The organism is Streptomyces diastaticus subsp. diastaticus (assembly GCF_011170125.1).
Lineage (GTDB): Bacteria > Actinomycetota > Actinomycetes > Streptomycetales > Streptomycetaceae > Streptomyces > Streptomyces diastaticus.
Window position 1 is genome coordinate 338636 of sequence record NZ_BLLN01000001.1, and the last position, 11872, is coordinate 350507.

General features: G+C 75.0%; 10 protein-coding genes. 4 read left to right on the top strand and 6 right to left on the bottom strand.

Translation table 11 applies throughout. From position 1 onward, the window contains the following. Positions 1-494: 494 nt before the first annotated feature. Positions 495-1493, top strand: a complete 999-nt coding sequence (locus Sdia_RS01510; protein WP_191835331.1) for an IS481 family transposase — start codon at positions 495-497, stop codon at positions 1491-1493. On the opposite strand, the gene Sdia_RS01515 is transcribed toward Sdia_RS01510, so the two are convergent. Together Sdia_RS01515 and Sdia_RS01520 are read right to left on the bottom strand one after the other, a co-directional pair. Then, positions 1490-2038 (bottom strand): DUF3017 domain-containing protein, encoded by a 549-nt coding sequence (locus Sdia_RS01515; RefSeq protein WP_189500136.1) that lies wholly within the window; start codon positions 2036-2038, stop codon positions 1490-1492. The genes Sdia_RS01510 and Sdia_RS01515 overlap by 4 nt on opposite strands. Before the next feature lie 22 nt (positions 2039-2060). Further along, positions 2061-2924 carry a bifunctional methylenetetrahydrofolate dehydrogenase/methenyltetrahydrofolate cyclohydrolase gene (locus tag Sdia_RS01520; RefSeq protein ID WP_115069766.1) on the bottom strand — a complete coding sequence of 288 codons (864 nt, stop codon included), beginning with the start codon at positions 2922-2924 and terminating at the stop codon, positions 2061-2063. 307 nt (positions 2925-3231) lie between these two features. Between Sdia_RS01520 and Sdia_RS01525 the strand changes: the two genes are divergently transcribed. Next, the gene (locus Sdia_RS01525) at positions 3232-3891 is read left to right on the top strand and encodes a hypothetical protein (RefSeq protein ID WP_100452412.1); all 660 of its coding nucleotides are present in this window, start codon (positions 3232-3234) and stop codon (positions 3889-3891) included. An 80-nt stretch (positions 3892-3971) separates the two neighbouring features. Here the strand turns inward: Sdia_RS01525 and purH are convergent, their stop codons facing one another. Beyond that, on the bottom strand, positions 3972-5534 hold the full coding sequence (gene purH / locus Sdia_RS01530; protein ID WP_100452411.1) for a bifunctional phosphoribosylaminoimidazolecarboxamide formyltransferase/IMP cyclohydrolase: 1563 nt from the start codon (positions 5532-5534) through the stop codon (positions 3972-3974). Then, entirely contained in the window at positions 5531-6187 is a 657-nt protein-coding gene (gene purN, locus Sdia_RS01535; protein WP_100452410.1) for a phosphoribosylglycinamide formyltransferase, read from the bottom strand. The genes purH and purN overlap by 4 nt, the downstream gene beginning before the upstream one ends. Before the next feature lie 390 nt (positions 6188-6577). On the opposite strand from purN, the gene Sdia_RS01540 reads away from it, so the two are divergent. Beyond that, entirely contained in the window at positions 6578-7510 is a 933-nt protein-coding gene (locus Sdia_RS01540) for a hypothetical protein (RefSeq protein ID WP_115069764.1), read from the top strand. Between the two features lie 103 nt (positions 7511-7613). On the opposite strand, the gene Sdia_RS01545 is transcribed toward Sdia_RS01540, so the two are convergent. Further along, a complete protein-coding gene (locus Sdia_RS01545; RefSeq protein WP_229830991.1) occupies positions 7614-9359 on the bottom strand; it encodes a cell division protein PerM in 1746 nt (581 codons plus the stop codon). 153 nt (positions 9360-9512) lie between these two features. Here Sdia_RS01545 and Sdia_RS01550 point away from each other — a divergent pair, with 153 nt between their 5' ends. Beyond that, entirely contained in the window at positions 9513-10844 is a 1332-nt protein-coding gene (locus tag Sdia_RS01550; protein ID WP_189500137.1) for a helix-turn-helix domain-containing protein, read from the top strand. Between the two features lie 109 nt (positions 10845-10953). Here Sdia_RS01550 and sucD read toward each other — a convergent pair whose 3' ends face one another. After that, entirely contained in the window at positions 10954-11871 is a 918-nt protein-coding gene (sucD, locus tag Sdia_RS01555) for a succinate--CoA ligase subunit alpha (protein WP_100452406.1), read from the bottom strand. Position 11872: the final 1 nt, after the last annotated feature.

An 11872-nucleotide genomic window follows, 5' to 3' on the forward strand; every position in this document is an offset into this window, starting at 1 on the left:
CGAGAGTGCGGCATACCGGACGGAATCACCCGATCCGGAGAGCCTGGGGTGCAAGGGATGTACGGGACGGGCGGGGCACGCGTCGCCTGCGGCGCGTGTACGGCGCGCGTCCGGCGCGGACGGGGGCCCTGCGCTCCCCCGGTGGATGGCCGGCCTCAAGCGCCGGCCGGGGTCGTCCGTCCGTCCGCCCCGGCTCTCCCCGGCGCGCCCGCACCGGTACGCGGGGGGCGTCTCAGACGCGGGCCGGGCTTGATGGAACCGCCCGGCAGGCGGGGCCCAGCCCGCCCACGTGCGAGGCGGCACCGAGCCGGCGCGGCGTCCGACGAGCCCGGCGGCGTCCGACCCGACCCGGCCCGGCCGGCATCCGCGGCCTAGTTGTTCTGTCCGGGGAGGTTGTGAACGGTGAGACAGGTCTCGGCCGAGGGATCTTGAACGGGTGAGGGCCTTCCGGTTCGGTGTGGATTGCGACGTCTACACCAACCAGAAAGGCCCTCGTGCCCCACCGTAATGCACCCCTGACCGAGACCGGACGGCTGCGCCTGGCCCGTTGCGTGGTCGAGGACGGCTGGCCCCTGCGCCGGGCCGCCGAACGCTTCCAGGTCTCGCCCACCACCGCCCAGCGGTGGGCCGACCGCTACCGCCGCCTGGGGGAAGCCGGCATGGCCGACCGCTCCAGCCGCCCACGCACGAGCCCGGGCCGCACTCCCACCCGTACCGAGCGGCGGATCATCAAGGTCCGTCTGCTGCGCCGGTGGGGACCGGCCCGCATCGCGCACTTCCTGCACCTGGTGCCCTCGACCGTGCACCGCGTGCTCACCCGCTACCGCCTGGCCCGCCTGTCGCATCTCGACCGGACCACCGGCCGCGTGGTGCGCCGCTACGAACGCGCCAGGCCCGGCGAACTCGTCCACGTCGACATCAAGAAACTGGGCAACATCCCCGACGGCGGCGGACACAAGGTCCATGGCAGGGCTCAGGGCGGCCGCAACAGCTCCGCGCACCGCGACCCCGCCCGGCCCCGCGCCGTCCACGGCCGTCCCAACCTCGGCTACAGCTACCTGCACACCGCCGTCGACGACCACTCCCGCCTCGCCTACAGCGAGATCCACGCGGACGAGAAGAAGGAGACCGCCACCGCCTTCTGGCAGCGGGCCCACACCTTCTTCACCCAGGCCGGGATCTCCGTCGAACGGGTACTGACCGACAACGGCTCCTGCTACCGCTCACGCGACTGGCGCGATGCCCTGGCAGCGACCGGGATCGCCCACAAGCGGACCCGGCCCTACCGGCCCCAGACGAACGGCAAGGTCGAACGCTTCAACCGCACCCTGCTGGACGAGTGGGCCTACGCACGCCCCTACCGGTCAGAAGCCGAGCGCCGCCAAGCGTTCCCGCAATGGCTGCACACCTACAATCACCACCGCGGACACACCGCGCTGAAAGGGCAACCACCCGCCAGCCGCGTCCCCAACCTCACAGGGCAATACACCTAGTCCACCGTGAAGTGCAAGGTCCGGTCGAGGAACGGCAACTCCAGCCAGGGGCTGGGCTGCTGCATCAGGGCGAGCACCACGATCGCCGCCCCCAGCACGGAGTACGCCGCCAGGTCCGTGAACCGCGAGCGGACAGCGAGCATCCCCACGGACGCCACCCCCCACCGCAGTCCCGCACCCACGAGCAGCGCCACCCCGATGAGCAGGGTCCCGACCCGCGTCACGTCGAAGGCGGTGAGGACCAGCCCCAGCCCCACCAGGGAGAGCACCAGCAGCATCGGCCACTGCCGGGCGGGCGCGGGCGCGTCCCCGGCGGCGGCCCGCCCCCCGCCCTCGGGCCGGGCGATGGAGCGGGTGATCCGCGGGAAGCGGCGCGACCCGGGCTCCCGCCGGGTCCAGCCCAGCTTCGCCACCCCGGTGCGCACCCCCGCCCCAGCACGGCTGGCCCCGCCCTTCCCGGGGTCGGGCCCGGTCTTCACCCCGGCCTCGGGAGCCGGCTCGGCGGCGGGCTCTTCGTCGGGTGCGTCGGGTACGTCGGCGCTCATCGGTGGCGGCCTCCTCGGGGGATCAGGCGGCGGAGGCGGCCTGGCGCTCGGCCGCCTCGACGACGTTGACGAGGAGCTGGGCGCGGGTCATCGGGCCGACGCCGCCGGGGTTGGGGGAGATCCAGCCGGCCACCTCGGCGACGCCCGGGTGGACGTCGCCGACGATCTTGCCGTTCTCGTCACGGCTGACGCCGACGTCCAGGACGGCCGCGCCCGGCTTCACGTCCTCGGGCTTGACCAGGTGCGGGACTCCGGCGGCGGCCACGACGATGTCCGCGCGCCGCAGGTGGGCGGCGAGGTCGCGGGTGCCGGTGTGGCACTGGGTGACCGTGGCGTTCTCGGAGCGGCGGGTGAGCAGCAGCGGCATGGGGCGGCCGATGGTGACCCCGCGGCCGACGACGACGACCTCGGCACCGTTGATCTCGACGCCGAAGTGGCGCAGCAGCGTGACGATGCCGAAGGGGGTGCAGGGCAGCGGTGCGGGCTCGTTGAGGACGAGGCGGCCGAGGTTGGTCGGGTGGAGGCCGTCGGCGTCCTTGGCCGGGTCCATCAGTTCGAGGATGCGGTTCTCGTCGATGCCCCTGGGGAGCGGCAGCTGCACGATGTAACCGGTGCAGGCCGGGTCCTCGTTGAGTTCCCGGACGACCGCCTCGATCTCCTCCTGGGTCGCGGTGGCGGGCAGTTCGCGCTGGATGGAGGCGATGCCCACCTGGGCGCAGTCGCGGTGCTTGCCCGCGACGTACTTCTGGCTGCCCGGGTCCTCGCCGACCAGGACGGTACCGAGGCCGGGCAGCACGCCCCGGTCCCGGAGAGCGGCCACACGCTGGGCCAACTCGGACTTGATCGCGGCCGCGGTGGCCTTGCCGTCGAGAATCTGGGCGCTCATACCCCCATCCTCGCGGATGCGCGGCCCCGGCCGCCAATCCGGGGCGGGGCAGCACCGGGGAGGTTCCGTGAACGGCCGCGCCGAGCAGCCCTTTTCAGCCAACTTCGCCCCACTCCGACCGAATGATCACGGAGGTTGCACTTGCACAACATCCGCCGTCGGCGACTGGACAAGACACCAGGGTATTGAGAACGATGATGCGCAGACAGTGCCGCGGGCAGTGCCGGGGGGAAGCGCCGCTTACGTCGTTCATCGCCACCTCCTGCGCGGGCCGCGCGTCCCCGCGCTTCAACGGAGGAATCCCGCCATGAGTTTCGGCGATCCCAACAATCCCTACGGCCCGCCCCCGCAGGGCCAGCCGGGCGGCTACGGCACGCCCCAGGGCCAGCCGGGCTACGGCTACCCGCAGGGCGGCCAGCCTGGCCAGCCCGGCTACGGCTACCCGCAGCAGCCGGCGTACCCGGGCGGCCCCGGGGGCGGTTTCCCGACCGAGATGCCGGGGCTGCTCCAGACCGCTCGGGTGCTGCTCTTCATCGTGGGCGCCGTTCAGGTCATCGGCGGTCTGCTGCTGGCCTTCGGCGGCGCCTTCATCAAGGACGCGAGCAGTGTGGCGGAGGACTCCGGCGCGGACCTCGGGGACGACAACCCGTTCGGCTCGGTCGGCGACCTCGGCACCGCCGCGGCGGGTGTCCTCGTCGTGTTCGCCCTCGTCTGCCTCGCTCTGGCGGTCCTCTCGATCATGCTGGGCGTCAAGTTCTCCAACGGCGCCCAGGGCGTCAGGATCACCACGATCGTCTACGGCGCCATCGGCGGCCTGATCGGCCTGCTCGGGCTCCTCGGCGGCCTGGGTCAGGGAGCGGCCGGCACGATCCTCTTCTACGTCCTGTGGGTCGCCATCAGCGGTATATGGATCGCCGCCATGGTCACCGAGGACGGCCGCGCCTGGTTCAACCGCCCGCGCTACTGATCCGCGCGAGGACGCGCGTACGGCCGAGGGCCGCGCCCCCCGCTCGGGGACGCGGCCCTCGCCCGTACGCGCGTACCGGGTCAGTGGAAGAAGTGGCGGGTCCCGGTGAAGTACATGGTGACGCCGGCCTTCTTCGCGGCCTCGACGACCTGCTCGTCGCGGACCGAGCCGCCGGGCTGGACGACGGCACGGACACCCGCCTCCAGCAGGATCTCCAGCCCGTCGGGGAAGGGGAAGAAGGCGTCGGAGGCGGCGAAGGCCCCCCGGGCGCGCTCGGCCCCGGCCCGCTCGACGGCGAGCTTGGCGGAGTCGACGCGGTTGACCTGGCCCATGCCGACGCCGACCGAGGCGCCGTCCTTGGCGAGCAGGATGGCGTTGGACTTGACGGCGCGGCAGGCCCGCCAGGCGAAGGCCAGTTCGGCGAGTTCGCCCTCGCCGAGCGCGTCGCCGGTGGCGAGCGTCCAGTTGGCCGGGTCGTCACCGCCGGCCTGGAGGCGGTCGGTGGCCTGGAGGAGGGCGCCGCCGTCGATCTGCTTGGTCTCGACGGTGGCGGCGGGAGCCTCGGGGCAGCGCAGCACCCGGATGTTCTTCTTGCGGGTCAGCGCCTCCAGGGCGCCGTCCTCGTAGTCCGGGGCGACGATGACCTCGGTGAAGATCTCCGCGACCTGCTCGGCCAGCTCCCGGGTGACGGGCCGGTTGACCGCGATGACGCCGCCGAAGGCGGAGAGCGGGTCGCAGGCGTGCGCCTTGCGGTGGGCCTCGGCGACGTCACCGGCGACGGCGACACCGCAGGGGTTGGCGTGCTTGATGATCGCGACGCACGGGTCCTGGTGGTCGTAGGCGGCCCGGCGCGCGGCGTCGGTGTCCGTGTAGTTGTTGTACGACATCTCCTTGCCGTGGAGCTGCTCGGCCTCGGCGAGGCCGCCCTCGCCGGTGGTGTAGAGCGCCGCGGGCTGGTGCGGGTTCTCGCCGTAGCGCAGCACGGTGGAGCGGGTCAGCGCGGAGCCGAGGAAGTCGGGGAAGCCGCTGTCGTCGGCGGCCGCGTAGGCGCCGGCGAACCAGGAGGCGACCGCCACGTCGTAGGCGGCGGTGTGCTGGAACGCCTTGGCGGCGAGCCGCTTGCGGGCGGCCAGCTCGAAACCGCCGTCGCGGGCGGCTTCCAGGACGGCGCCGTACTGGCCGGGGTCGGTGACGACCGCCACGGACGGGTGGTTCTTGGCGGCGGCGCGGACCATCGAGGGGCCGCCGATGTCGATCTGCTCGACGCACTCGTCGGGGGTGGCGCCGGAGGCGACGGTCTCCCGGAACGGGTAGAGGTTGACGATCACCAGCTCGAACGGCTCGACGCCCAGCTCGGCGAGCTGCTCGCGGTGGCTCTCCAGGCGCAGGTCGGCGAGGACGCCGGCGTGCACGCGGGGGTGGAGCGTCTTGACCCGGCCGTCCAGGCACTCGGGGAAGCCGGTCAGCTCCTCGACCTTGGTGACGGGGACACCGGCGGCGGCGATCCGCCCGGCGGTGGACCCGGTGGAGACCAGCTCGACGCCCGCCTCGTGCAGCCCGCGGGCCAGCTCCTCCAGGCCCGTCTTGTCGTAGACGCTGACCAGCGCGCGGCGGATGGGCCGCTTCGTACCTTCGGCGGTCACGGAATAAGAACCTTTCGTCCCTCAATGCGGTGGCCGTCGCGGGCCAGACGCCCCACGACCTCGACGAGCAGCGTGCGCTCGACGTCCTTGATGCGTTCGTGGAGGGCGGCTTCGCCCTCCACCGAGTCCTCCTCGACGACCTCGACCACGCCCTGGGCGATGATCGGGCCGGTGTCGACGCCGTCGTCGACGAGATGAACGGTGCAGCCGGTGACCTTGACGCCGTACGCGAGCGCGTCGCGTACGCCGTGGGCCCCGGGAAAACTGGGGAGCAGCGCGGGGTGGGTGTTGACCACCCGGCCGCCGAAGCGGGCGAGGAACTCCTTGCCCAGGATCTTCATGAACCCGGCCGAGACGACGAGGTCCGGCTCGTACGCGGCAACCGCCTCGGTCAGTGCCCGGTCCCAGGCGGCCCGGTCGGGGTGGTCCTTGACCCGGCACACGAACGAGGGGATGCCGGCGCCCTCGGCCCGTCGCAGCCCGGCGATCCCGCCCCGGTCGGCGCCGACGGCGACCACCTCGGCGCCGTACCGCTCGGCCCCCTGGCCGGCGATGGCGTCGAGCAGGGCTTGCAGGTTGGTCCCGGAGCCGGAGACGAGGACGACGAGGCGCTTCGGGCGTGAAGACGCGGCGCTGGGAAGCGGCGAGGCCACGGCGGGGGCCTTTCTACGGTGACGCCGGACGTGCGGGCACGCCCGTACGGGCGGTGCGGGAGGCGCTGCCTTGTCCGGTCGTACGCCTTTGTGCGGTCGTACAAAGGTCGCGCTCTCCGCGATACGGGGAACTCTACGAAGCTCCCGACCGTCAGCAACGATACCGGCACACTCACCGGCCCCCACGGGACGGGGGCCCGAGGGGGCGGTAGCGTCTGGGAGGGGCCCGTCCGGGCCCTCGGGCCCGTCCCGGCAGCACCATCCGCACCGCCGCACCGGACCACCACCGGCGACCACGGCCGCCACCGCACATCCGCGCACGGCCGACGCCACCCGGCCGACGCCCCGGCCGGGCCGTCGGCCGGACCACCGAGGGAAGACACGCACCTGATGCCGGACCGACGCTCCGCCGCGAGCATCCGCCTCCCCCTGCCCACCGCCGCCCCCGGCTTCGGGGGCCTCGCCCTGCCGGGCGCCACCGCGACGGCCCCGGACGCGCGGGGCGTGGTGGCGGTCAGGGGGAGCGACTCCTCGTCGTCGGGAGGCGGCCGGGGCAGCACGGAGAAGGAGCGGAAGAACCCGGCCGGCCCGGAGGGCGGGGCCGGGGACCGACGGCCGAAGTCCGGTTCCGGGGAGTCCGGGCGCGAGTCCGGCTCCGGGTCCGAGAAGTCCGCGAACCCGTTCGCGCCGCCGCCCGAGGGGCAGCCGGACCAGCCGTGGCGCCCCCGGACGCCCGCCGGGGGCTCCGGCGACGACTCCGGGCAGGGACGCGGGGGCGGCCGGTGGAGCGACCGCCAGCCCGGCCGCTCCCCCAACCCCTTCGGCTCCGGCCCCGGCTCCCGTGACGACAACGGCGAGGGCCGTCCGCCCGGTCCGCGCTGGGACCCGCGCGACCCCGGTCAGCGCCGCGCCCGGTACGCCCTGTTGTCGGGCATGTGGTCGTTCTTCTTCGCCCTGTTCAACTGGCCCTCGGTCGCCCTGCTGCTCGGCGCGCTCTCCGTCTACTGGGGCGTCACCTCCCTGAAGATGCGGTCCAGGCCCGCCGACGCCACCGCCGGTGCCGAGCGCGCGCCGGGCGGGAGCGCCCCGGCCGCCACCGAGGCGGGCACCCGCCAGCAGACCACGGCCGCCGTCAGCGGCCTGGTCACGGCCGGGCTGGGGCTCGCCCTGGTGGCCGCGATGTTCAGCGCCCGGCTCGTCTACAGCGACTACTACACCTGCATGGACGACGCGCTGACCAACGCCACCCGCGACACCTGCGAGAAGCACCTCCCGAAGGACCTGCGACCCCTGCTGGGCGTCGACAACGACACCGAGGGCTGAGGTCCCGGGCGGGGCGGCGGCCCGCCCGTCCGGACACCGAGCGCCTCCCGCCGGCACCCCGAGGGTGCGGTGGGAGGCGCTCTGCCGTCGCGGCCCCGCCGCCTCACTCCCCGCCCGGCGGCCCCTCTCCCGGCGGGGCCTGCGGTCCGGCGGGCCGCGCCCGCCACTCCTGCGGCCTGTGGGCGGGGAGCTGGTCGTACAGGTCGTGCGGGGCGCCGAGGGGTGAGCCGCCGAGCGCGGCCACCGGGTCGGGGCGCGAGACCCGCTCCCACCAGTCGGGCGGGTCGACGCGTTCCGCGTCCTCGTCCGGCGCCGTGTCCTCGTCGCCCCTGCCCGCTTCGCCCTTGCCCGCTTCGCCCTTGCCCGCCTGGCCCTTGCCCGCGTCGCCCGTCGGCATCGCCTCCCCGTCGGGCGCGGCGGCGCCGGGGACGGCCGGCCCCGTCCCGGTCATGGCGATGCCGAGGAGACGGGCCCCGGCCCACCGGCCGTTCTCGGCCTCGGGGTCGCGGGGCCGGCGGGCCCGCCGGCGCCAGGCGCGCACGGCCAGGGCGGTGGGCACGCCGAGCAGCAGGGTCCAGGCACCCGCGGCCCCGCCCGCCGCCCACCAGACCGGGCCCAGCTCCGCGAGGCGGGCCACCCCGAGCGGGCCACCCGCCGCCCGGGCCGCCACCGCGCAGACCAGACCGGCGACCAGGGCGGCCAGCGCGGCCGCCCCGGCGGTGGCCGAGGCCGACCAGGGAGCCTCCTCGGCGGGACGCGCGGCCCCGTCCGGTGCGTCGGGGCGCGCGGCCGGGATGGCGGCCCGTCCGGTGAACCAGCCGGCGGTCACCCCGGCGGCCACCGGAATCGCGGCGACCGCGCAGGTCAGCGGCGTACCGGGCCCGTCGGTCGGGAGCGCGGCGAGCAGCGGGAACGGGGGCAGGTCCGGCCCCGAGGTGGCGGCGAGCGGCGTCACGAGGGTGCCGGCGCCGACCTGGAACCCGGCGCCGAGCGCGTAGGCGGCGCCCCAGATCACGGCGTTGGGCAGCAGGGCCAGGGCGAGCAGGAGGACGGCGAGCCGCCCCGACCAGACGTCGGTGAGCATCAGGTACGAGGCGCGGGCGGGTTCCCAGCCCAGGACGAGTGAGGCGCCGACGAGGACGGCGCCGCCGCCCGCGAGAACGAGGGCGGCGGCGAGGCCCGCCCGGCAGGCGGCGGCACCACGCCGCCCGCCGAAGGCGGCGCGGACTCCCCCGAACCGCCCGTCCGCGCCCACGGGTGACGGCGCGTCGGCACTCCTGCCGCGTACCGAACGCAGGCCCGCGAGGGCGGCGACGAGCGCCAGCAGCGGCAGGTGCCAGGCGGCCTCGCGCAGGGCGGGACGCAGTTCGCCGCCGGTGGCGTGGAGGGCGACGAGGGCGCCGACGGCGGCGTAACCGGTGGTGACGCCCCAGACGACGGTGCGGCCGGGGATCTCGGGCGCCTCCGGGGTCTCGGGCTCGGCGGCCTCCCGGGCGGCGCGGCGGACCAGCCAGAAGGGGAGGGCGGCGAGCAGCAGGGGGGTGAGGCCGAGCGGGGCGGGGGTCCCGGTGAGCGTGTCGGTGCGGGTGAGGCCGACGCCGTGGCCGAGCAGCCAGAGGCCGGCGGCGGTCCCCGTGGCGCCGCCGGGCCCGCTGTCCGGGTAGGGCGAACCGATCCACAGCGCCATGACCACCACCGCGTACGCGCCCAGGCCCAGGCCGGCGGCGACCGCCCCGCCGAGCAGACAGCCCGCCAGGGCCGGGGACCGGTCGCGCACGCGGTCGGCAAGGGAGGTGAGCCGGGCGGCGGGTGAAAGGGAGTCATCGGTCATTCGGGTCACACCGGCCATGCTCCCAATGCCACGGACGGGATGCGCGCAACAGGCGAAGACCGGATGTGTCGCCGAAGATACGGTTATGTACTTTTCCGTACGGACAGGTGAGGTGTGCCCGTGCTTCCGGCCGGTCCCGGCGGCCCCGGTCCCTGCTGTGGAGAACGCGACATGACGAACCGTCCCGCCCCGACGCTCCCGACCCCCGCGGAACGCCGGAGACTCCGCGAGGCGGCCTCCCTCAGCCAGGCGGCACTGGCCGAGCGGATGAGCGTCACCAGCACGACCATCCATTCCTGGGAGACCGGCCGCGCCACCCCCCGGGGCCGCGCCCTGGAGGCGTACGCCCGATTCCTCACCACCGCCGCCCCGCCCTCAGCCGGCCGCCCGGCCGGACAGCCCGTCAAGGCGGCGCGGCCGGCGGAGCCGGCGAAGGACGGGAGCCGCGCGCGGAGACCGGGCCCCCCTCCCGGACGCGGGCAGCGACCGACCGCTCCGGTAGGGACGGCGGCCAGGAGTCAGGCGACGGGGACGGCGCCCCCCACGGCGGGACCGCGACGGAGCCGGCCGGGAACCGCCCCGCCGCAGCCCGCCGTCCCGGAACCTCCGCGCCCTCGGACCACACCCCCGGGCTCCGGCGGCCCCTCCCCCGCGCGGACGGCGGCCCCCCGCCCCACGAGGCCCGCCGGCGCCACCCCTCGCGAGGCGTTCGACGCCCTCTACGCCTCCTGCGCGGGGGTCCTCGTACGGCAGACCTATCTGCTGACGGGCCGGCACACCGTGGCGCTGGAGTCGGTGGACCGTGCGTTCCAGCTGGCCTGGGCGCGCTGGCCGGAGGTGGCGGTGGACCGGGACCCGGCGGGTTGGGTGCGGGCGGCCGCGCACGAGTACGCCCTCTCGCCCTGGCACCGGATGCGGGCGGCCCGCCGCCGTCCGGCCCGGCCCGGTGGCGTCGTGACCCCGCCACGCGGCCGCGCCGACCACGACCTGATGGACGCGCTCCTCTCGCTGGCCCCCCGCCACCGCCGCAGCCTGCTCCTCTACGACGGTGTGGGCCTGGACCTGCCCGAGACGGCGGCGGAGACCGAGGCGACCACCCGGGCCGCGGCCCACCGCGTGCTGTCCGCCCGGGCAGCGGTCGCCGAGCGCGTCCCCGCCCTCGCCGACCCGGCCGCCCTGCACCGGCGGCTCGACGCCCTGTCCCCCATGGGACCGGCCACCACGGAGCAGGGGGCGGTCATCCGTACGGTGGGTGAACGCCGGGTACGCGGGTGGACGCGGTCGGCCGTGGCGCTCACCGCGCTGGTCGCCGGGGCGACGGGCTTCTGCGTCAGCGTCGCCCCCGACCACTACGTCCGCCCGCCCGCGGCCGGCGAGGCCGTCACGGGGGTCCCGCCGCACGCGGGCCCCGGCCCGCTGTCGGAGGAGGAGCGCTCGCTGCGGGACACCCTGCGCGAGCACCCGGCGGCCGGTCCGGAACGGGTCAAGCCGCTGCCGGGCTGACCACCGCCCGAACCCCCGGGTACGCGTGAGGGCCCGCACCCCCGGCAGGGGGGTGCGGGCCCTCTGGCGTCGCCGGTCGCGCCGTCAGGCGCGGGACCCGGTCCGCGTGTCAGCCGGCGAGGATCTCGCGGGCCAGCCCGGCGGTCTCGGTCGGGGTCTTGCCGACCTTGACACCGGCGGCCTCAAGGGCCTCCTTCTTCGCCTGGGCGGTGCCGGAGGAACCGGAGACGATGGCGCCGGCGTGGCCCATGGTCTTGCCCTCGGGCGCGGTGAAGCCCGCGACGTAGCCGACGACCGGCTTGGTGACGTTGGCCTTGATGTAGTCGGCCGCACGCTCCTCGGCGTCGCCGCCGATCTCGCCGATCATCACGATCAGCTCGGTCTCCGGGTCGGCCTCGAACGCCGCGAGGGCGTCGATGTGCGTGGTGCCGATGACCGGGTCGCCACCGATGCCGACGGCGGAGGAGAAGCCGATGTCACGCAGCTCGTACATCATCTGGTAGGTCAGCGTGCCGGACTTGGACACGAGACCGATGCGGCCGGGCTTGGTGATGTCGCCCGGGATGATGCCGGCGTTGGACTGGCCGGGGGTGATCAGGCCGGGGCAGTTCGGGCCGATGATCCGGGTCTTGTTGCCCTTGCTCGACGCGTACGCCCAGAAGGCGGCCGAGTCGTGCACGGCGATGCCCTCGGTGATCACGACGGCCAGGCCGATCTCGGCGTCGATCGCCTCGACGACGGCGGCCTTGGCGAACTTCGGGGGCACGAAGATGACGCTGACGTCGGCGCCGGTCTTCTCCATCGCCTCGGCGACCGAGCCGAAGACGGGGACCTCGGTGGGGGCACCTCCCTGGCCGTTCGGGCCTTGGGGGACGTCGAATTCGACGGACGTGCCGGCCTTGCGCGGGTTCACGCCACCGACGATGTTGGTGCCGTCACCCAGCATGAGCTTGGTGTGCTTCATGCCCGTGGCACCGGTCATGCCCTGGACGATGACCTTGCTGTCCTTGGTGAGGAAGATAGCCATG